This window comes from Paenisporosarcina sp., from assembly GCF_049671445.1.
Taxonomy (GTDB): Bacteria; Bacillota; Bacilli; order Bacillales_A; family Planococcaceae; genus Paenisporosarcina.
The window spans coordinates 41636-62409 of sequence record NZ_JBATUX010000018.1; the positions used below are offsets into that span (position 1 = coordinate 41636).

23 protein-coding genes and 1 riboswitch are annotated in these 20774 nt (G+C 37.3%); of the genes, 21 read left to right on the forward strand and 2 right to left on the reverse strand.

Features of this window, described 5'->3' with window-relative positions; all coding sequences use genetic code 11:
• The first annotated feature begins 23 nt into the window (after positions 1-23).
• Positions 24-905 carry a flagellar hook-associated protein FlgL gene (gene flgL / locus WBG45_RS01775; protein WP_424412079.1) on the forward strand — a complete coding sequence of 294 codons (882 nt, stop codon included), beginning with the start codon at positions 24-26 and terminating at the stop codon, positions 903-905.
• A gap of 614 nt (positions 906-1519) precedes the next feature.
• Here flgL and WBG45_RS01780 read toward each other — a convergent pair.
• Positions 1520-2362: a flagellar hook-basal body protein gene (locus WBG45_RS01780; protein ID WP_424412080.1), complete on the reverse strand. Its 843-nt coding sequence runs from the start codon at positions 2360-2362 to the stop codon at positions 1520-1522.
• 14 nt (positions 2363-2376) lie between these two features.
• On the reverse strand, positions 2377-3234 hold the full coding sequence (locus tag WBG45_RS01785; RefSeq protein WP_424412081.1) for a flagellar hook-basal body protein: 858 nt from the start codon (positions 3232-3234) through the stop codon (positions 2377-2379).
• A gap of 225 nt (positions 3235-3459) precedes the next feature.
• Positions 3460-3545, forward strand: a riboswitch (cyclic di-GMP riboswitch).
• A gap of 82 nt (positions 3546-3627) precedes the next feature.
• Between WBG45_RS01785 and flgB the strand changes: the two genes are divergently transcribed.
• The 20 genes from flgB (at position 3628) to flhA (ending at position 20731) form a co-directional block, all read left to right on the forward strand.
• Positions 3628-4026, forward strand: coding sequence for a flagellar basal body rod protein FlgB (gene flgB, locus WBG45_RS01790; protein WP_424412082.1), 399 nt, complete (start codon positions 3628-3630; stop codon positions 4024-4026).
• 5 nt (positions 4027-4031) lie between these two features.
• Positions 4032-4487, forward strand: coding sequence for a flagellar basal body rod protein FlgC (gene flgC, locus WBG45_RS01795; RefSeq protein ID WP_424412083.1), 456 nt, complete (start codon positions 4032-4034; stop codon positions 4485-4487).
• Between the two features lie 26 nt (positions 4488-4513).
• Complete coding sequence (gene fliE / locus WBG45_RS01800; RefSeq protein WP_424412084.1) at positions 4514-4810, forward strand: flagellar hook-basal body complex protein FliE; 297 nt, start codon at positions 4514-4516, stop codon at positions 4808-4810.
• A gap of 32 nt (positions 4811-4842) precedes the next feature.
• Positions 4843-6483, forward strand: a complete 1641-nt coding sequence (gene fliF, locus WBG45_RS01805; RefSeq protein WP_424412085.1) for a flagellar basal-body MS-ring/collar protein FliF — start codon at positions 4843-4845, stop codon at positions 6481-6483.
• A gap of 11 nt (positions 6484-6494) precedes the next feature.
• A complete protein-coding gene (gene fliG / locus WBG45_RS01810) occupies positions 6495-7508 on the forward strand; it encodes a flagellar motor switch protein FliG (RefSeq protein ID WP_424412086.1) in 1014 nt (337 codons plus the stop codon).
• The gene (locus tag WBG45_RS01815; RefSeq protein WP_424412087.1) at positions 7501-8298 is read left to right on the forward strand and encodes a FliH/SctL family protein; all 798 of its coding nucleotides are present in this window, start codon (positions 7501-7503) and stop codon (positions 8296-8298) included. The genes fliG and WBG45_RS01815 overlap by 8 nt, the downstream gene beginning before the upstream one ends.
• Complete coding sequence (gene fliI / locus WBG45_RS01820; protein ID WP_424412088.1) at positions 8279-9601, forward strand: flagellar protein export ATPase FliI; 1323 nt, start codon at positions 8279-8281, stop codon at positions 9599-9601. The genes WBG45_RS01815 and fliI overlap by 20 nt, the downstream gene beginning before the upstream one ends.
• Positions 9598-10065, forward strand: coding sequence for a flagellar export protein FliJ (gene fliJ / locus WBG45_RS01825; RefSeq protein WP_424412089.1), 468 nt, complete (start codon positions 9598-9600; stop codon positions 10063-10065). Before fliI ends, fliJ begins: the two co-directional genes overlap by 4 nt.
• Positions 10066-10085: 20 nt before the next feature.
• Positions 10086-11420 (forward strand): flagellar hook-length control protein FliK, encoded by a 1335-nt coding sequence (locus WBG45_RS01830; protein WP_424412090.1) that lies wholly within the window; start codon positions 10086-10088, stop codon positions 11418-11420.
• A gap of 20 nt (positions 11421-11440) precedes the next feature.
• Positions 11441-11878 (forward strand): flagellar hook capping FlgD N-terminal domain-containing protein, encoded by a 438-nt coding sequence (locus WBG45_RS01835; RefSeq protein WP_424412091.1) that lies wholly within the window; start codon positions 11441-11443, stop codon positions 11876-11878.
• A 71-nt stretch (positions 11879-11949) separates the two neighbouring features.
• Positions 11950-12741, forward strand: coding sequence for a flagellar hook-basal body complex protein (locus WBG45_RS01840; protein WP_424412092.1), 792 nt, complete (start codon positions 11950-11952; stop codon positions 12739-12741).
• A gap of 51 nt (positions 12742-12792) precedes the next feature.
• Complete coding sequence (locus WBG45_RS01845; protein WP_424412093.1) at positions 12793-13008, forward strand: flagellar FlbD family protein; 216 nt, start codon at positions 12793-12795, stop codon at positions 13006-13008.
• Between the two features lie 13 nt (positions 13009-13021).
• Entirely contained in the window at positions 13022-14011 is a 990-nt protein-coding gene (gene fliM, locus WBG45_RS01850) for a flagellar motor switch protein FliM (RefSeq protein WP_424412094.1), read from the forward strand.
• Positions 14001-15065 (forward strand): flagellar motor switch phosphatase FliY, encoded by a 1065-nt coding sequence (fliY, locus tag WBG45_RS01855; RefSeq protein WP_424412095.1) that lies wholly within the window; start codon positions 14001-14003, stop codon positions 15063-15065. Before fliM ends, fliY begins: the two co-directional genes overlap by 11 nt.
• A gap of 27 nt (positions 15066-15092) precedes the next feature.
• Positions 15093-15776: a flagellar biosynthetic protein FliO gene (locus WBG45_RS01860; RefSeq protein WP_424412096.1), complete on the forward strand. Its 684-nt coding sequence runs from the start codon at positions 15093-15095 to the stop codon at positions 15774-15776.
• Complete coding sequence (gene fliP / locus WBG45_RS01865) at positions 15773-16459, forward strand: flagellar type III secretion system pore protein FliP (RefSeq protein ID WP_424412097.1); 687 nt, start codon at positions 15773-15775, stop codon at positions 16457-16459. Before WBG45_RS01860 ends, fliP begins: the two co-directional genes overlap by 4 nt.
• A 16-nt stretch (positions 16460-16475) precedes the next feature.
• Positions 16476-16745, forward strand: coding sequence for a flagellar biosynthesis protein FliQ (fliQ, locus tag WBG45_RS01870; RefSeq protein ID WP_424412109.1), 270 nt, complete (start codon positions 16476-16478; stop codon positions 16743-16745).
• 10 nt (positions 16746-16755) lie between these two features.
• Positions 16756-17535, forward strand: coding sequence for a flagellar biosynthetic protein FliR (fliR, locus tag WBG45_RS01875; RefSeq protein ID WP_424412098.1), 780 nt, complete (start codon positions 16756-16758; stop codon positions 17533-17535).
• Positions 17536-18630, forward strand: coding sequence for a flagellar biosynthesis protein FlhB (gene flhB / locus WBG45_RS01880; protein WP_424412099.1), 1095 nt, complete (start codon positions 17536-17538; stop codon positions 18628-18630). It begins immediately after the preceding gene.
• 22 nt (positions 18631-18652) lie between these two features.
• Positions 18653-20731 carry a flagellar biosynthesis protein FlhA gene (gene flhA, locus WBG45_RS01885; RefSeq protein WP_424412100.1) on the forward strand — a complete coding sequence of 693 codons (2079 nt, stop codon included), beginning with the start codon at positions 18653-18655 and terminating at the stop codon, positions 20729-20731.
• Positions 20732-20774: the final 43 nt, after the last annotated feature.

Sequence of the window (20774 nt, forward strand, 5' to 3'; positions counted from 1 at the left end):
ATGAGGTATTGGAGGATATGATGATGAGAGTTACGCAACAAATGTTACATCAAAATTCATTGCGTCATATGAATCAAAACTTGAGTCGATTGGAAAAAACCAATAACCAAGTATCAACAGGCAAACAACTTCACCGACCTTCTGATGACCCGAATGGTGTCAGTAAAGCGATGAACTTGAAAAGTGCGCTAGCTGCTAATGAACAATATGAACGAAATACCAATGAAGCAACCTTATGGTTAGATGAAACTGATCAAACGATTAACGACATGGTTAATGTTATGCAGCGAGTACGTGAATTAGCTGTTCAAGGAAGTAATGATACACTTACAGATGCGGATAAATCGATTATCGCGACAGAAGTGGACGAACTAACTGAACAAATTCGTACATTTGCCAATTCAAAAGTAAATGGCAACTATTTGTTTAATGGACAAAAAACGAAGGAAGCACCATTCCCTGAAAAAGATTCCTATAAAACAAATCCGTTTGATACTGGTGCTAAAACATTTACCATTGCAGATGGTGTGGTTGTTCAAGCGAATGTGACAGCTGATAAATTATTTGGAAATGCAGAAGATGATGCCAATCTGTTTCAAACATTAAACAATCTTTCTGAAGGACTTCGTTCTGGTAGCCCAACCTCTATAGAGCAAATCGATAAAGGGATTGAGAGAATATTATCAACTGGAGCGGAAGCGGGAGCTAGACAAAATCGTGTGGAAGCGGTCGCAAATCGTATCAAAGACAGTAGTCTTGAACTTAAATCGATGTTATCAAAAATCGAAGATATTGATTATGCAGAAGCCATTACGAGATTAAAAAGCGAAGAGAGTATCTATCAAGCAACTCTTGCAGCTTCAGCAAAAATCATTCAACCAAGTCTAATGGACTTCTTAAGATAATAGGTATGAAAAAGGAGCAAATGCGCTATACATTTGCTCTTTTTTCATAGTTATTTTTGTGCTTTCTAATGTTTTCCTACGTGAACGTCGATTTTTCATACGTCGACGCAGTTTTTTCCTACGTCCAAATTGAAAAGCTTGAATCAAGGTTTGTCTTAACCCTTACCAACAGAAAAGAGTCATGCAGCTTAGCGTAATGACTCCTATCTAAAGGGTTTTGAATGGTTTTAGTTACGCTCCGCTCCATTTAGAAAAAGCGTTGTAACTACTAACTTAAAAAATAGCCGAAAATAAAATAAGCAGAGAGTGGCCGAAATTTCATCTTCGGCCGAATGTCTAAATAAAGCGAAGGAAGCGCATCCGCCGAGAGGTGATTTAAAAAAGAAGAGAGTTTGGCGAGTGACGAAGTCACAAGCCAAACTCTCTTTAATCTCAAGAACAAGCTGCAGCAGGTAAAGCCGACTGAAAACCTGGTCCCTCCCGATGTTTTTCAGACGTCAACGCTAATTTTTCAGACGTCAGGGTCGTTTTTTCAGACGTCAACGTCAATTATTCAGACGTCAAGCCCAAAAAGTCAGACTGAGATTTTCTAGAAGACTGAAACCTCTAATTTATTAACCCTTTATCGTATTAACTAAGCCCATCATATCGTCGGCGAATGAAATAGCTCTTCCTTGTGATTGGAACAATCGTTGCGTCGAAATTAATTCTGTCATTTCCTCTGTCAAATCAACATTTGACATCTCTAGGGAACCTTGATTAATTCTGATGGAACGATTATTTGGATCGGCTAAATTTACAACTTGTAAAGTACCATTTGCTACTTGCTCTGCTTCAGTTCCAGGAAGTTGATATCGATTAGCCCCGATTTTCTCAAGCAAGTTCGGACGGTTAATATCCGCAATGCTTAATTGGATTTGTGTAGGCTGTTTTGCTGAATCCTTATAGGATATCTCTAGCGCTCCATTTTCATTAACCTTAATCGTATCGTAATCTCCGTCAAAGGAAATTGGACGATTATTGCTATCGAGAACAGAGTCCCCTGAAGATGTTACTAAGTTTACTTGATTGGAATTTAGGATTGTTTGCAATTGAAATGATCCATCTTTTGTATAGTAAGTATTGCCTTGAGAAGCAACTCTGAAAAAGCCGGAATCTCCTTGAATCATAAAGTCGAGCGGCCGATCTGTTTTTTGAATCGAACCTTGTTCAGTCCGAAGAGTTGTTTGAGAAATAAGGGCTCCAGATCCTACGCGTAATCCATAAGGTGTACTTCTCCCTACTTCATGCTGCAGTCCTGCTTGTTTTTCAATCGATTGGACAAGTGCGTCAGAAAAGTTGGCTTCTTGGCGCTTATAGCCAGTGGTATTTACATTCGAAATATTGTTCGAAATAATATCAATTTTCTTCTGCAATTCACGCATCGATGTTGTAGCGGAATTCATTTGGATATTCATGTGTAGTAACCTCCTTAGTAAACTCGGCCAATTTCATTTACCGCTTTTTCCATACTGCGATCATAGGCTTGTATAACCTTTTGGTTCGCCTCAAAGCCACGATATGTGCTCATCATTTCCGTCATCGTTTGCGTCAAATCGACATTGGATTGTTCAACAAAACCTTGTTTCACTAAGGGACCTGCATTATTTAGCAACTCTACAGTTTCAACAAACTGAGGTGTGTCTTGCGCATTTCCACCCCAACGCATCAAGCCTTGACCTTCTTTAATAAATTGTTTAGGCTCTTGAGTGTAACCGAGCCATAATCGATTAGTTGTTGTGCCGTCTTCTAAAAAAACTTGTCCATTATCCATGACCTTAAAATCTTTTGAATTCACTTGGATAGGCTGTAAGTTTTGATTTAACACATTGTAACCTTCAGCAGTTGTAAGATTACCGGATTCATCAACTGTGAATTGACCATTCTGTGTATAGCGAACTTCGTTATTATCAAGTCCAACAGCAAAGACTAATGTACCTTGTTGTTGTGTGTCCTGATTAATTGGTAATGACTCAGTAAGAAGGGAGAAATCTGTTGTGTTTCCAGTCTCTCTTAATGCCCCTTGAGTAAAGGACGGGATTCCTTCTTGCGTATAGACTCCTGTATTTAATGTGCCGATGGTCGTTTGTCCAGAAGGAATGTTAGTACCATTGTCCATGGTGTATCCTTTTTCCATCGCTTTTAGTAATTGAGCAGGAAAAGCACGCAAAACAGTTAAATCTTGTTTATATCCAGGGGTATTCGCATTTGCTAAATTATTAGTCAAAATTTGCTGCTGCCTATTATGTGCCATCATTCCAGAAGTGGCAGTATATAATCCACGAAACATGATTGTTCCTTCCTTTCAAAAACGCGCTAATCTGATTATAAATCAGCATACCATTTTGCTTTGGATAAATATAGAAAAATTAAATTTAAAATGGTAATTAAAGTATTTATTTTTATTGAAATGTCACACAAATTCAGAAAACTATGTTAAAGTGTTAGTATATTTTGGTACTAATATGTCGAAAAACCACGAAAAAATGTTTGATAACTTAATATAGTTTTTTCATAACGATAATAGCAAACTTATTCGAAAGATAAGGACGCAAAGCCACGGGCCTAAATATTTTGGTATAGGGTAGCCGGGTTGCCGAAAATGGAGGATTGAAAGTAAAGTCCACCTTTTTCTTTAGGGTGTTTTTTTATGGCCATTTTCAAAAAAAACAGGAGGTTAAGCATGAATATATTTCCTCAATCTTTTCAATCTCTAGAGCAGGCACTATCAACTGCTTCATTAAAACAGCGGGTTCACTCAGCTAACATCGCAAATGTGGACACAGCTAATTACAAGAGCAAGCAAGTTAGTTTTCAAACAGCTTTAAATAATGCTCTCGATTCTCAGGGTATCTCCAGCTTTAAGACAAATGCTAATCATATTCCTTTTAGCAGTGAAACTGCACAATTTAATCCAACAATAAAGGTGAATAATGCTACACAATTTAATCCGAACGGCAATAACGTGGATATGGATGTTGAAATGGCAGAATTGGCAAAAAACCAATTATGGTATAACGCAGTAACCGAACGAGTAAATGGGAAATTTAATAGTTTAAGAACAGTGATTGATGGGAGGTAGTAGGAATGAGCTTATTTAATGGTTTTAATATTAGTGCTTCTGGATTGACAGCCAATCGTATGCGAATGGATGTTGTATCTTCAAATATTGCTAATGCCAATACGACTCGTGCTCAGCTTGTTAATGGTGAGTGGGTTCCTTACCGTCGAAAATCAGTGGAATTATCACAAAGCGGGGTATCCCCGTTTGAACAGCAACTTCAGTCCATAATGAATCAGGAATCTGGACAAGTGTCGGGAGTAAAGGTATCAAAAATTAAAGAGGACCAATCGCCATTTACCGTTACCTATGACCCAACACATTCCGATGCAGATGAAGATGGTTATGTCCGTTCTCCAAATGTTGATCCAATAAAGGAAATGGTTGATCTTATGTCTGCAACCCGTTCTTATGAAGCAAATGTCACGGCACTAAATGCATCGAAAAGTATGTTTATGAAAGCTTTAGAGATTGGCAAATAATTTAGTAGATTGCTAAGGAGTGTACTATGGACAAACTAAGCCAAATTCAAACCCCGTTTATTCAAAATCAATCGATTTCAAAAACCCAGCCTGAAAATAAAGTTGAAGGTTTTGGTCAACTATTTAAACAGACACTTGAAGAAGTAAAAGCTGCGCAGAATCATTCGGATAAATTGACCAATGAATTAGTAACAGGTGAAGTAAAAGATATACATGAAGTAATGATCGCATCACAAAAAGCTAGTCTGTCTTTACAACTTACTGTTCAAGTACGTAACAAAGTTGTAGAAGCTTATCAAGAAGTAATGAGAATGCAATTATGATTCCTGTAATAAGGGTGAAGGATGAAGGATAAATGAAAGATCAGATACTCGTTTATAAAAAGAAATTAACAGAATCATGGGGAAGCTTTTCTAAAACTACCAAGTGGTCTATCATCGGTACATTTTTTGCTACTCTGTTGCTACTTTTTATTATTGTATTTTTTAGTTCGCGTACAAGTTATGCAGCGCTATATACAAATTTGTCTCCAGCTGAAGCTGGTGAAATTAAAACGGCAATCGAAGAACAAGGAATTCCAGTTCAGATTTCGTCAGATGGTAAGGCAATCAGTGTTCCTAACGAAGAGATTGCAAATTTAAAAGTAAGTTTAGCAGCTGATGGCATACCGAAAAGCGGCAATGTGAATTACAGTATTTTTAGTGAAAATATGGGGTTAGGAATGACGGATCGTCATTTTGATGTAGTTGAGCGTGATGCGATGCAAAATGAACTTGCTGATTTAATCAAGCAAATTGATGGTGTTACGGAAGCAAACGTCATGATTACCCTTCCAAAAGAAAATGTTTGGATTACAGATGAAGAACAAGTAGCAACCGCGTCTGTTGTTGTAAAAGGTGATCCAACCTTCCAACTAGATCCAAAACAAATTAATGGTCTTTATCATTTGATAAGTAAAAGTGTTCCTAATTTACCGCCTGAACAAATTGTCATTATGGATCAAAATGGTCAGGTTTTTGAAATACAAGAAGAAAACCAGATAGATACAGCTTTGTCTGTATATCAGCAACAGCGAGAAATAAAAAAGGATATTGAAAAAGATATTCAGCGTGAACTGCAACAAATGCTCGGTTTAACTCTTGGTCGTGACAAAGTGGTCGTGTCAGTCATGGCAAGTATTGATTTTACGAAAGAAAAGCGGGAAGAAAATCTAGTTGAAGCTGTCAATAAAGAAACAAATGAAGGTATTGATATAAGCGTTGAACGAATTGTAGAGACCTATTCAAGCGAAGGCGCTACTGCAGACGACACATCAGGTGTTGGTGAAACGGAAATAGCAAATTATCCAGGTCTTGCTCTAGGCGGAAATAGTGAATCTGAGAAAACAGAAGAGCGAATTAACCGCGAAGTAAACAGGATTAATCGCCAAATAGAATTAAGTCCATATGTCATTGATGATATTACGATTAATGTTGGTGTCGAGCCACCTAATCCTGAAGATTTGGAAAGTTTAACACAGCAAAATATAGCTGATATTAGTAATCTTTTGAAAAATACAGTAAGTACCTCATTAAGTATGAATGGCAACCAAGTGACAGACGAACAGCTGGATGACCGGATATCCGTATTTGCAACTGAATTTCAAGGTAAAACAGTCGTAACGGGTGACCCCAAAGAATCGTTGTTAAATATTAATAATATACCGAACTATGTTCTTATCTTTATCGGCGTTGGAATTGCTCTTTTACTTCTAATCGTTGTTATTTTAATATTTGTTATTCGTAAAAGAAAACGTGAAGAACTTGAGGAAGAATTCGAATATGAAATGTTTGAACCACCTGCATCTTCAACTCTTAGCATTAATGAGAATGAAGAAATGGATTTATCCGAATTTAATACAAAAGCAAATCCTAAACGAAAAACAATTGAAAAGCTTGCCAAAGGACGACCAGAAGATTTTGCGAAATTGTTGCGGACATGGATGTCAGAAGATTAGGAGAGTGACACATGGCTAAACAGACAAAAGAGTTAACTGGATTACAAAAAGTAGCCGTATTGTTAGTTGGTTTAGGTCCGGAAGTATCTGTTGAAGCATTTAAACAACTAACGGAGCAAGAGATTGATCGACTAACGATGGAAATCTCTAATGTTCGACAACTAAAAAAAGGTCAAACAGAACAGGTAATTAATGAATTTTACGAGATGATTCTCGGCCAGGATTATATGAACGAGGGCGGCTTGGCTTATGCAAGAGAAGTCCTTGAAAAAGCGTTAGGAAAAGAAAAAGCAATGGATACAATCGGACGCCTATCGAACAAATTACAGGTAAAACCATTCGATTTTGCTAGAAAATCTGATCCAAAACAGCTTTTAAATATTTTGCAACATGAACATCCACAGACGATTGCACTTGTTCTCTCTTATTTGGACTCTAAGCAATCATCGCAAATTTTATCTGAGTTACCACCTGAGAAACAAGCAGAAGTAGTTCGAAGAATTGCACAAATGGAAAGTACTTCACCAGAAGTAATACACCAAGTAGAGCAAATTCTTAAGAGAAAGCTTACGGCAACTGGTGCTCAAGATTACACGGCAACAGGCGGCGTAGAAGCAATTGTTAAAGTATTGAGCAATGTGGATCGTGGAACAGAAAAAGCAATTCTTTCTCAATTGGAACTGGATACACCTGAGCTTGTAGCAGAAATTAAGAAGCGAATGTTTGTATTTGAAGATATCGTGAATTTAGATACACGTTCAATTCAGCGAGTTATTCGTGAAGTTATTGATGCGGATTTAATATACGCATTAAAAGTAGCTAGTGAAGATGTGAAAGATGTAATTTATCGCAATATGTCAGCTAGAAGAGCTGAAACAATCAACGAGGAAATCGGCTTGATGGGTCCTGTGAAATTAAAAGATGTTGAGAATGCACAAACAAATATTGTGACGTTGATTCGAAGTTTAGAAGAAAAAGGCGAGATTATTGTAGCCCGTGGCGAAGGGACTGAAATAATTGTCTAATGTTTTTCGTTTCAATCATCTTCCTACAGTTGAAAAGAAAATAATACAAACAAAAAAAATAGAAAACAAGAGATTGGATTCTATCGAAAAAGAAATAGATTCTGGACAAATGAAAGAACATTTGATGTACGAGGTAGAAGTATTAGAAGCTAAGTACAGTGAATTACAAAATCAAATAAAGATAGATCAAGAAAATGCTCAAATAGATATTGATAACTGGTGGCAAGAGAAGCAAGAAGAAGCTAAACAGGAAGCAAGAAGAATAGCAGAAGAAGCATCAACACAAGGTTTTCAAGCTGGAACGAACCAAGGTCTTTTGCAAGTCGAAGAAGAATTTCGAGAAAAGCGACAAGAAATGCAGGAATTAATCCAAACAGCTTATGAAGAGAAAGCTAAAATTGTTCAACAATCGGAATCATTCCTACTGTCTCTCAGTGTGAAAGTTGCTGAAAAAGTGATAAAAGAAGAATTAAAACAGCATGATGACCAATTACTAAACGTCGTAAAGCATGCTCTAAGACAAATTGAAGAATCTGAAGACGTAGTGATGCATGTGTCACCAGAAGATTACCCAATTGTTTTACCCTTTTTAGAGGAACTTAAAACCTATGTAAGAGCAGAATCAGAATTGAAACTGATTCCAGTTGCTAATCTTGCAAAAGGTGGTTGTATGATACACACGGCAAGTGGTTCATACGATGTCACGATTGATAGTCAGCTAAAAGAAATTAAGAAGCAATTACTCGCCTATTGTGAGGAGAAGTCAAACGATGAACCTAAGGCAAGATGATTACCTTGCGTTATTAGAAGAAATTGAACCGATTAAAAAGCATGGAAAAGTGATTCAAGTGATTGGCTTGACGATCGAATCAAGAGGACCGTATGCAAAAATCGGAGAAATATGTCTGCTGTACCCTAACAATCATGAGAAGCCAATTGAAGCCGAAGTAGTGGGCTTTAAAGAAAATAAAATTCTACTAATGCCGTTTAAAGATGTATCTCAAATTGGACCGGGATGCTTAGTTGTCGCAACTGGATTTCCACTTCAAATTAAAGTTGGTCCGTCTATCTTGGGGAAAATCCTTGATGGAACGGGGAAACCGTTAGATGAAAGGGAACTACCAAAGGGTTTAACAAAATACTCAACCAATAATACACCACCAAATCCATTACAAAGACCAAGAATAGAAAAGCCATTAGAAGTTGGTGTACGAGCTATTGATGGGTTGTTGACAGTTGGTCAAGGACAAAGAATTGGTGTTTTTGCAGGCAGTGGTGTTGGAAAAAGCACATTAATGGGCATGATCGCCCGCAATACAGAAGCCGATATAAACGTCATCGCGCTAGTTGGAGAGCGGGGCAGGGAAGTTCGTGATTTTATCGAACGTGATTTAGGTCCTGAAGGATTGAAAAAATCAGTCATCGTTGCAGCAACTTCAGACCAGACTCCACTGCAGCGGATTAAAGGTGCACTAACAGCAACCGCAATTGCCGAATATTTTCGGGATCAAGGAAAAAATGTCATGTTAATGATGGATTCTGTTACACGGTTTGCAATGGCACAGCGTGAAGTTGGACTTGCGGTTGGTGAACCTCCGACAAGTAAAGGTTATACACCAAGTGTGTTTGCCATGTTACCAAAACTATTAGAACGCTCAGGAACGTCAAGCAAAGGTTCAATTACTGCTTTTTACACGGTTTTAGTTGATGGTGATGATATGAATGAACCGATTGCCGACGCTGTTCGAGGAATTCTTGACGGGCATATTGTGTTAGATCGTAAAATTGCCCAAAAAGGTCAATTCCCTGCAATCAATATTATGTCTAGCGTTAGCCGAGTCATGCATGAAGTTGTTTCTGAAGAACATCAAAAGGCCGCTATAGAATTCAAGAGATTGTTAGCTGCGTATGATTCAGCTGAAGACCTGATAAATATTGGAGCCTATAAAAGTGGTGCAAATAGAGAAATAGATGATGCTATCCATTCTTATCCCTTGATGAAAGAATATTTACAACAAGATATTTATGAAAAGACCAAGCTTGAAGATAGTATTAAAAAGTTATCAGCGCAATTTGGGGGAACTTATACGTGACACAATTTAACTTCCGATTTCAAAAAATATTAGATTTAAAAGAAATTGAAAAAGACTTTGCACAAATCCAAATGGCTGATGCCATTAAGTTAGAAGAAGTTGGACACCGAAAAAAAGAAGCCATCTATAACAAAATCATGGATGCAGAACGTTTAAAAAAAGATAAGCAACAAGATGGTGTTAACATCTCGGAATTAAGAATGTTGGAAACTTATATTCATCAACTTCAAGATTTGTTGGTTTCTTCTAATCAAGAGCTCATGCATTTACAAAACAATGTGACGAAAACACAAAGTCACTTACAAATGAAAGCTCAAGAAGAAAAGACCTGGGGCAACTTAAAGCAACAAGACCTTACTATGTATGTAGAACGGAACAAAGTGGTAGAACAGAATTTTTTTGATGAATTGGCGAGCACGAGATTTTATCGAACATCGCAAGCCAGTTTAGCTGAGAGAGGGTGAATTCAATAGACGCATTGCATATGTCTTTTCAGTCACCAGTCGTTCTAACAACAAAACCTTTAAATCAAACTAGTACGACAGCAAAAGAATCCGTGAATTTTGCACAACTGTTGAGTGTTTTCACTGCTGAAGGCCAAATACCAAGTGAAGAAGTAATAACTGAAAAAATAGCAACTGAGACTCCGCAGGTTAAGCTGCTAGAAAAACTTGAAGATGTGTTGCAAGTGTTGCAAGGTTTACCGAAAGAAAACCTGTCACCTGAACAACAAGAGATGATGAATGCGATCATCCAAATGCTATCTCTTCAAACGGTTCAATTGGAAGAAAACCTTCAAGTCACTGAGTCGAGTGTAGAAAAGGTAATGGTAAGTAACCCGTCTCAAGACAAGCTAATGAACTTACTTCATCAGGTTGAGCAAGAGCTTAAGTCGCTCATGTCAAAAGCATCTGTTAAACAATTCGAGGATGATCCCAAAATTATGGGGGTAGAAGATAAAAATATTTTAGCTGATCCCAAAAAGGTTGAGCAGATATTCAAACAATTAATCGAGTTTACCCAACAGCTTGAGACAGAACAACAAAGTGCTGGGAAACACACTCCATTAAAGCAATTAGAACAATTGGAACAAGTACTAAAACAAATGAATAACCTTAGTCAAGAACTGACAAGCCATACACAGTCAATTGATTCCGAGCTAAGCATTGAGGCAAATGTTGAAAGTACCACTCGACAGGTAACTGAGACTACCGTAAAACAACTGTCTAATGTGGATAGTCTGCCACTAGAAGCAATTCAAAACGAAGAGAGTAGCTCGATTTTGATGGCTACAGCTTCAGACATAACAAAGACAAGTCAAGCATCCGGGCGACCCGAGTCGAGTGCACCAGTTCAAGCGCCAACTGTTCGCATGACTAATCTTATAGAAGAGTTAGGTGAAGTTCTCCGCGGCTCTTTTCGTTTGAATGGTACTGGGGAAGGCACACAAATAAAAGTGAACATCTTTCCAGAACATCTCGGACATTTAGATATTCGAATAACCGAATTAAATGGAAAGATTGCAGCTCAGATTTTCACTAGCAGCTCAGTAGCAAAAGAAGCGTTAGATCTCCAAGTTAATCAGTTAAGAAATTCACTGCTTCAGCAGGGGATAACAATAGAGAAGATTGAAATAATGCAACAACATTCTTCACAATTTGGACAGCAAAATGCACACCCAGACCAACGCTTTTCTCAACAGCAAAAGCAAGGGAATGCGTCGCACAATAAAAATGGCTATCAACGACTTGAAGAAGAAGTGACGATAGAACGTAATCATGCAGTAACCGGACAGATGAAGATCGATTATACAATTTAGTATATGAAAGGAGTGTTTTCATGAATGTGGGCAGTTCTAGCTCGGTAAGTACGCAAGCGTTGGGTACAACTAAACCAACAGAGCCACAAAATGCACTTGGTAAAGATGCTTTTATGAGAATTCTAGTGACACAAATGAAAAACCAAAATCCTTTAGAACCGTTAAAGGATACGGAATTCATTGGTCAAATGGCTCAGTTTAGTAGCTTGGAACAGTTAACAAACTTAAATCAAGCGATGACTCAGTTTGTTGGACTTCAAGGTAAGCAGTCTTTAACTGAACATGCTGATTTAATTGGAAATACTGTGTATTGGGAACAGGAAGTAAATGGGGTACTGCAGTCGGGTGAAGGAATTGTTAAAGCGTTATCCATTAAAAACGGTGAATTAATAGTGGAACTTGAAAATGATAATGTAAAGGTCCCTATTAATACTATCCAACGTATTGAAAAGAACTGAGAAACAAAAAATGAATAGGAAATTGTCTAATTCTAAAGGATAAAAGACAGTTCCTCAAAGGGGAAAAACAAATGTTACGTTCAATGTATGCGGGTGTGTCGGGTATGAAAGGTTTTCAAACTAAATTAGACGTGATTGGTAACAATATTTCGAATGTTAATACGATTGGATATAAAAAAAGCACAATCAATTTCCAAGATTTATTAAGTCAAAATTTATCAAGTAGTGGTGTTAATCCAATGCAGGTTGGATTAGGGTCAACGACTTCTGCAATCAACGTGGTTCATACATCTGGTTCATTTATGACAACTGGTGTTGGGACAGATCTTGCTATAAGCGGAGACGGATTTTTCGTAGTGCAAAACCCAGAAGAAGATGGTACTACAAATGATCGTTATTTAACACGAGCTGGGAATTTTGTAGTAAATGCTGAAGGAAACTTAGTCACTTCACAAGGCTATAATGTTCTAGATAATAATGGAGATAAAATTAACATTAATTCAACTACTTATGATTCATTTACTATTAATCGTTTAGGTGAAGTAATTGGTAAAGAAGCGAATGGAAATGAAACAACAATTGCTACTATTGGAGTTGCTCAACCTGAAAATCCATCGGGGCTACGTAAATTTGGTGGATCTTTATATGAAATGACTTCAAATGCAGACACTGGTGGATTAACAATAGGATCTCCAAAAGATTTGAATACTGAAATAGCGTCAGGCATGCTTGAAATGTCGAATGTTGACCTTACTGAAGAATTCACGGAAATGATTATCGCGCAGCGTGGTTTCCAAGCAAATTCACGTACAATTACAACTTCTGATGAAATTTTACAAGAAGTCGTTAACTTGAAACGATAATATAGGGGGGTTGGGCTGAGAGAGGAATTCCTCTCTCTCGCCACTTTTATTATGATTCATTTAACTAGATTAAATCGTTCGTCTATTACATTAAATGCCGTTTATATAGAAAGAATAGAATCAATTCCAGATACAGTTGTGACGTTACTATCTGGTAAGAAGGTACATGTATTAGAAACGGTTGAAGAAGTTACAGATAAAGTAACGACCTTCTACCAGAAGATAAACCTTTTACATAGTTTACAAGAGCCAAACTGGACGGAATGAGGGGGGAACTTCCTTGGTAGATGTTTTAACAGATGAAAATATTGATGCCATTCTTTCTTCTTTAAAAAAGGAAGAACCTAAACAGGCTAAACCTATCAAAGATAGAAATGTTCAAACGTACGACTTTAAAAAAGCACTACGCTTTTCACAAGATCAAGTCAGAACGTTAACTAGAATACATGAGAATTTTTCGCGTTTACTGACAACATACTTATCAACGCAACTACGAACAAATGCTCAAATTTCAGTTACTTCTGTGGAACAATTTCCATATGAAGAATTTATCAATAATGTGCAACAGAAATCCCTTTTAGGTGTATTTGATGCTCCTCCACTTAAAGGAAGTATGGTCATGGAATTTTCTCCTGAAGTTGTATATGTCATGATCGATCGTTTGCTTGGTGGTCAAGGAAATATATCGCAAAAGAGCAGTGATTTAACTGAAATTGAAATTAGTGTGATTCAGAGAATTTTTATTAGAACCTTAACTAGTTTTCAAGAAGCTTGGTTGTCCGTAATTAAACTATCTCCTGAATTTAAAGAAATCGAAGTGAATCCTCAATTTTTAACGATGTTTCCACCGAATGAAACGGTAATTTTGGTTTCTTTACATGCAAAAATTGGAGATGTAGAAGGCATCATCAAGATTTGCTTGCCACACGTGGTATTAGAGCAAATTCTTCCTAAGCTATCCGCACGCCATTGGTTAGCTAATCAGAAGAAAACAATTGAAAATCATGAAATGGAAGCGTTAGAAAAGAAATTACAAGCGACGAGACTCAATGTCAAAGCTATTTTAGGAAGATCATCGATAGAAGTTGGCGATTTTTTAACTCTTAAAAGTGGAGATGTTATTCGCTTGAACGAGTCCTATACCGATCCCGTTATTGTATTGGTTGATGAAAAGCAAAAGTTTTTTGCACAACCAGGGGTTTCGAAAGGCCGGATGGCTGTACAAGTTACCGGTATTCATGGAGAAGGAGATGAATTCGATGACAACTAATAAGTTATCTGACGATGAGATTAACGGTTTATTGGGTCAAAAAGAAACGACAGACAAGATGATTTCCGAAAGCTTACTGTCTAAAGTGGAAATGGAAGCTTTAACAGAGTTACTAAATGTTTCAATGGGTGGTTCTTCTAACGTACTTTCCTCACTATTTTCTGAGCAAACCACTGTTATGTCTGCAGAACTATCAATAAAGCAAAATGATCATTTAATAACGACTACAATGTCACCTTATATTGTTGTGCTAGGGGAATATATCGGAGGCATCAATGGCATACAGATTCTAGCTATAAACGTAGAGGATGTCCAAGCCATTAGTGAAATGATGGACGCAGGTAGTGAAGCAGAAAATATGCGAAAACAGTTCCAGATTGTTGAAGAAGTTGTTGAAAAAATGTTCACTTCTGTGTCGCAGTCAATGGCTACTGTATTAGAACAAGAGGTTTCTCATTCCTTATCTAGTATGGATTTGATTGAAACACAACAAGACTTCCCAGTATCTAAATTTACGCAAGAAAGATGGTTTGTTCAGGGGGATTTCCAAATAAAAATAGGCAGTCAAAAAAGCCTAAGCCTCCAATTGAATATTCCAGTACGCTTAGCTAAACAAATGGTAGGGATTTTAACAGATTCATTGGACGAGGATTATCCGGAGGAGACACAAGAGATGCAATTCCAATCTACTACTCAATCAAACAGTACAAAAACAATAGATTCAGAATCAACACCAAATATCCAATCTGTCCAATTTTCAAGTTTTGATGAGTCTAGTTCTTCTCAATCTGAACCAAACAATTTAAACATGTTACTCGATATTCCACTTCAAGTAACGGTTGAATTGGGACGAACAAAACGGATGGTTAAAGAAATATTGGGAGTTTCTCAAGGGTCGATTATTGAACTAGATAAATTAGCAGGGGAACCTGTTGATATTTTAATCAACAATAAATTAATTGCAGTAGGGGAAGTTGTCGTCATTGATGAAAATTTTGGCGTACGTGTAACAGATATTTTAAGTACAGCAGATCGTATATCAAAGCTACGATAATGCACTAAGTAAGGAGTTTACCAAGCCTTGATTCAAAAAAATTTTTTGTCTGTTATTGCACTAGTTCTATTTTTTTCTTTTCTAATAGTTTTAATCCCATCTTCTGCTGATGCAAAAGAGCCGATGGTTTCTGATTGGGTTGAAAAAGAACAACCTAAAGGAATGACCGATGATAAAGAAAAAGAAGAAAGTAGTAAATCGAATACTACAGAAGACACCAGTCTCGTGGTCATTATATTTAAACTTATTTTCTATACGCTTCTAATCCTAGTCATGATCTATGCCTTGATAAAATTCTTGGCCTTAAGACAAAGGAAACTGCAGCCAAATCAAGCAGTTAAATTAATGGGGGGAACTCCTTTAGGTAATAACAAGTCATTGCAACTTGTGAAAGTTGGCGAAAAGGTTTATTTAATAGGTGTTGGAGACCAAGTCACATTAATCAAAGAATTTTCTGAGTCGGATGAGATTAACAACATTGAAACAGATTTAGAGAACCAATCAACGCTGTTCACTAGCCCTCTAGCGAATATCTCTACCTCTATCGTTAATTTTTCGAAAGAGAAGATAAGCAAGAGGATGGAATCAAAACCTAACCTGAGTTTTGAGCATTTATTCAAACAAAGCCTGAATAAACAAAAGGGTAAGCAAGATCAACTTAAGCAGGATTTAAATGAAGTAGATGAAGAAAAGGAAGGTAACTCAAAATGACCGACTTCCTATTTCTTGTGAGTATTCCGGGTATCGATTTTGGTTCTGATGCACCAGGGGATGTTTCAGTTACCCTCCAACTTCTAGCCTTAATGACTATTTTATCTCTTGCTCCCGGCATCTTAATTATGCTTACCAGTTTTACTCGAATCATCATTGTTTTGTCATTTGTGCGGACAGGATTAGGCACACAGTCTATGCCTCCAAATCAAGTTCTTGTTGGGCTGGCGCTGTTTTTAACGTTCTTTATCATGTCACCCATAATGGTGGAAATTAATGAGACTGCTTTACAGCCATATTTAGACGGTGATTCAACTCAAGATGAGGCGCTCGATACTGCGGTTGTTCCAATTAAAAAATTTATGGCAGAGCACACACGAGAGAAAGATTTAGCCTTGTTTTTTAAATATGCAGGGTTAAAAAAACCAGACAGTATTGAAGATATTCCGTTGACTTCACTCATTCCAGCGTTTGCTATTAGTGAATTGAAAACTGCATTTCAAATTGGTTTTGTTATCTTTATTCCATTTTTAATTATTGATATGGTGGTCGCCAGTACTCTTATGGCAATGGGAATGATGATGCTTCCACCAGTAATGATTTCATTACCATTTAAAATATTATTATTTGTACTTGTTGACGGCTGGTATTTGATTATCGAATCGCTGCTTGTTAGCTATTAGTGAAGGGAAGAAAACGATGACTCCAGACGTGGTAATTAAACTAGCGGAACAATCGATTTACATGATTATCATCATATCTGCACCAATGCTATTAATTGCATTAGCCGTCGGATTAATAGTGAGTGTTTTCCAAGCAATGACACAAATACAGGAACAAACCCTTGCATTTATTCCGAAAATATTAGCTGTGTTTTTGTCTCTGATCTTATTCGGACCTTGGATGCTTACGCTCTTATTGGATTTTACAAGAGACTTATTTCAACAGCTCCCACAATTAATCGGATAGTTGGCCTAATATGAATTCTATCATTGAGATGTATCCGTATCTTTTACTTATTTTTGTTCGTTTAACAAGCTTTTTCATGATTGCCCCTTTGTTCGCGATGAAGGGTGTTCCCAATCAATTTAAGGTGGGCCTTGCTTTCTTTATTGCTTTGGTTGCTTTATCGAGTCTCCCAGAAGGAGAGCCGCTTTTGTTAGATTCCTTTTACATTCTATTGATTATTAAGGAACTAGGCGTAGGTCTAGCACTAGGTTTTACAGCTGCACTACTTTTGTATACGGTTCAAATAGCTGGCGCATTTATCGATTTCCAAATGGGTTTTTCGATTGCCAGTGTCATGGATCCACAGACCGGAACCCAGGTTCCAATCATTGGTCATTTTAAATACATTTTAGCCTTGCTTTTCTTACTCACAGTTAACGGGCATCATTTAATGCTCGATGGAGTTATGCAAAGCTTTCAATCTTTTCCTGTAGAATCAATTGCCTTTTCGGCGAAAATGGAAGATGTTGCACATTTTTTCACAAGATTATTTGTTGAAATGTTTATGATTGCTTTACAAATCGCTTTACCGATTGTGGGTGCACTATTTCTAGTTGATGTAGCACTTGGCATTTTAGCTAAAACCGTTCCACAATTAAATATTTTTGCTGTCGGACTTCCTTTAAAGATTATTGTAGGGTTTATCATGTTGTTTTTATCGATGCCAATTTTCTTTTACCTTTTGCAAATCCTGTTTGAAAAGATACTGATTAGCATGTCTCAGTTGATCCGATTATTAGGGGGGGCATAAGTGGAGAAAAGATATCTTCTAAATCTAGATTTACAATTCTTTTCTGGGGAAAAAACAGAAAAAGCAACTCCACAGAAAAGGCAAGAGTCCAAACGCAAAGGACAAGTAGCCAAAAGCCCTGAAGTAGCCGCGGCTATGATTATGCTAGGTGGAATTCTGTTACTCCAGTTTTCAGGAGGATGGATGCTTGATCAGCTTCTGGCAATCTATCGAGTTAACTTTAGTCAGTACATAGGTTGGGAATGGTCTCCTAATAATATTCGCAATCTATTCGAACAGATGACATTTAATGCTTTGAAAGTTGTTACTCCCATCATGATTGTAGCTTTGGTATTTGGCTTTCTAGGGAATTACATTCAAGTGGGATCAATATTTACGACGGACCCTTTAAAAATGAAATTAGAACGAATAGATCCAATTGCAGGTGCAAAGAGAATATTTTCTATGCGTGCTTTAGTAGAGCTTTTAAAGTCATTACTTAAAATTGGTATTATTGGCTTTGCCGCCTTTAGTGTTTTGTGGTCAGAAAAAGAAGAGCTATTTTTACTTTCCCAGAAAAGCATTGGCCATTCCTTATCATTTATAGGTTCACTAACACTTCAAATGGCTTTAGTTTCTGCAATTATATTATTGTGTTTAGCTATTTTAGATTATATGTATCAAAAGTATGAATTTGAAAAAGGCATTCGCATGTCAAAGCAAGACATTAAAGATGAATACAAGAAATCAGAAGGGGATCCTCTGATTAAATCAAAAATAAAAGAACAGCAAAGGCAAATGAGTATGAACCGAATGATTCAAGATCTGCCAAATGCAGATGTACTGATTACGAATCCGACACATTATGCAATTGCCATTAAATATGATGCAGAATCAATGGAAGCGCCGATGGTTATTGCAATGGGAAAAGACCATCTTGCATTGAAAATTAAAGAAAAAGCCAAGGAACTTGAAATTGTGATTATGGAAAATAAACCACTCGCTCGTGCTCTATATCATCAGGTAGAAATAGGAGACTATGTTCCTGAAGAATTATTCTTAGCAGTAGCAGAGGTTTTAGCATATATTTATCGATTAAAAGGAAAAATCAAATGAACACGAGTGAGGAGGTAGCAACTTGAAAATCAGAGATTATGTCGTCTTAGTATCAGTCATTATGATTGTCGTGATGATGGTTATTCCTCTTCCACCACTTTTACTAGATATTTTAATAATGATTAACATTAGTCTTGCTCTAACCATTATTCTTGTAGCGATGAATACGAAAGAAGCGCTACAGTTTTCAATATTTCCTACCTTGTTATTACTTACAACATTATTCCGATTAGGGTTAAATGTTTCAACTACCAGATCGATATTAACGAATCAAACTGGTGGTGAGGTTATAGAAACATTCGGTTCATTTGTTGTAGGTGGAAGTGCCATTATAGGGATTTTGGTTTTCTTAATATTAGTAATTATTCAGTTCCTGGTTATTACCAAGGGGTCTGAACGTGTGGCAGAAGTAGCTGCACGATTTACACTCGACTCTATGCCGGGTAAACAAATGAGTATCGATGCTGATCTAGGTGCAGGAATGATTTCTGACCAAGAAGCAAAAAAGCGCAGAGAAAAAGTAAGCCAAGAAGCGGACTTCTATGGTGCGATGGATGGTGCGAGTAAGTTCGTTAAAGGTGACGCGATTGCTGGAATCATCATAACTCTGATTAATATTATTGGTGGTTTATTAATAGGTGTCATGGTACATAAATTACCCGTTGGAGAAGCTGCAAAACTATTTACGCTGTTATCAATCGGAGATGGTCTAGTAAGTCAGATTCCAGCATTATTGATTTCGACTGCAGCGGGAATCGTGGTCACGAGGGCTGCTTCTGAAGGCAACTTAGGTTCAGATATTGCCAAACAACTCTTCGCCTATCCGAAAATGTTGTATGTGGTAGCTGGAACACTGTCATTAATTGCAGTATTTACACCGATTAATCCTTTACTAGTTTTGCCTGTTGCAGCGTTGGTTGCCTTTGGGGGCTTTAAAATGCAACAAACATTATCAGCGGAGGAAAATGAAGAGAAGGCAACAACTACTGGGGACCAAGAGCGTGAAGAATTAAAAAGTCCGGAAAGTGTTATTGATCTTTTGCATGTTGATGCAATTGAGTTTGAATTCGGTTATGGATTAATTCCGATTGCTGATAAGAATCAAGGTGGAGATTTATTAGATCGCGTCATTATGATTCGTAGACAATGTGCAATAGAACTAGGAATCGTTGTTCCGGTAATCCGAATTCGCGATAATATTCAACTTCAACCAAATGAATATGTCATTAAAATAAAAGGGAACCGAGTCGCGTCTGGTAAAATCATGCTCGATCATTACTTAGCCATGAGCCCTGGAATAGATGATGACAGCATTGAAGGTATTCAGACGATTGAACCAGCGTTTGGTATGCCTGCGCTATGGGTGAATGAAGAAATGAAGGAGGAAGCGGAGTTAGCGGGATATGCAATTGTAGACCCTCCGTCCGTTGTCTCAACTCATCTTACCGAAGTGATTAAGCGCCATGCTCATGAATTAATTGGCAGACAAGAAGTGAAATCACTCGTTGAAAATGTACGTGAAACTTCACCTGCAGTTATTGAAGAATTAATTCCACAGATGATGGCAATTGGTGACGTGCAAAAAGTCTTGATGAAGCTATTAAAAGAAAAAGTATCGATCCGAAATTTACTTGTTATTTTAGAGACATTAGCAGATTACTCGTCACAAACGAAAGATCCAGATCTACTGACAGAATATGTGAGACAAGCTCTTTCTAGACAAATCACTTTGCAGTATACCATTCAACATGAACCTTTACAGGTTATTACGGCAGGTGCTAGCCTCGAGAAGAAATTCGCGGAGTCTGTACATCGTTCGGAACAAGGTAGTTATTTATCAATTGACCCAGAGACATCACAAACTATCTTTCAAAAAATTCAAGAACAAGCATCACAATTACAACAGTCTGGCGTTCAGCCGATTCTACTAACTTCTCCTGCAATACGCATGTATATGAGGCAGTTTATAGAACGGTTTGCACCAGATCTTCCAGTACTGTCATATAACGAACTAGAACCAGAGATAGAAATTCAAAGCGTTGGGGTAATCAATATCTCAGCCGGTGCAGGCAAAATCCCAGTCGGGGCGGTTAATAACTAATGAGGCTAAAAACTTATACTGTAAATAATATGACCCAAGTAAT

Excerpts from the sequence above, each read along its gene's own strand:
- flgL (WP_424412079.1), top strand. The coding sequence starts at position 24 with ATGAGAGTTACGCAACAAATGTTACATCAAAATTCATTGCGTCATATG.
- WBG45_RS01780 (WP_424412080.1), bottom strand. The coding sequence starts at position 2,362 with ATGAATATCCAAATGAATTCCGCTACAACATCGATGCGTGAATTGCAG.
- WBG45_RS01785 (WP_424412081.1), bottom strand. The coding sequence starts at position 3,234 with ATGTTTCGTGGATTATATACTGCCACTTCTGGAATGATGGCACATAAT.
- flgB (WP_424412082.1), top strand. The coding sequence starts at position 3,628 with ATGAATATATTTCCTCAATCTTTTCAATCTCTAGAGCAGGCACTATCA.
- flgC (WP_424412083.1), top strand. The coding sequence starts at position 4,032 with ATGAGCTTATTTAATGGTTTTAATATTAGTGCTTCTGGATTGACAGCC.
- fliE (WP_424412084.1), top strand. The coding sequence starts at position 4,514 with ATGGACAAACTAAGCCAAATTCAAACCCCGTTTATTCAAAATCAATCG.
- fliF (WP_424412085.1), top strand. The coding sequence starts at position 4,843 with ATGAAAGATCAGATACTCGTTTATAAAAAGAAATTAACAGAATCATGG.
- fliG (WP_424412086.1), top strand. The coding sequence starts at position 6,495 with ATGGCTAAACAGACAAAAGAGTTAACTGGATTACAAAAAGTAGCCGTA.
- fliI (WP_424412088.1), top strand. The coding sequence starts at position 8,279 with ATGAACCTAAGGCAAGATGATTACCTTGCGTTATTAGAAGAAATTGAA.
- WBG45_RS01830 (WP_424412090.1), top strand. The coding sequence starts at position 10,086 with ATGTCTTTTCAGTCACCAGTCGTTCTAACAACAAAACCTTTAAATCAA.
- WBG45_RS01835 (WP_424412091.1), top strand. The coding sequence starts at position 11,441 with ATGAATGTGGGCAGTTCTAGCTCGGTAAGTACGCAAGCGTTGGGTACA.
- WBG45_RS01840 (WP_424412092.1), top strand. The coding sequence starts at position 11,950 with ATGTTACGTTCAATGTATGCGGGTGTGTCGGGTATGAAAGGTTTTCAA.
- WBG45_RS01845 (WP_424412093.1), top strand. The coding sequence starts at position 12,793 with ATGATTCATTTAACTAGATTAAATCGTTCGTCTATTACATTAAATGCC.
- fliY (WP_424412095.1), top strand. The coding sequence starts at position 14,001 with ATGACAACTAATAAGTTATCTGACGATGAGATTAACGGTTTATTGGGT.
- fliP (WP_424412097.1), top strand. The coding sequence starts at position 15,773 with ATGACCGACTTCCTATTTCTTGTGAGTATTCCGGGTATCGATTTTGGT.
- fliQ (WP_424412109.1), top strand. The coding sequence starts at position 16,476 with ATGACTCCAGACGTGGTAATTAAACTAGCGGAACAATCGATTTACATG.
- fliR (WP_424412098.1), top strand. The coding sequence starts at position 16,756 with ATGAATTCTATCATTGAGATGTATCCGTATCTTTTACTTATTTTTGTT.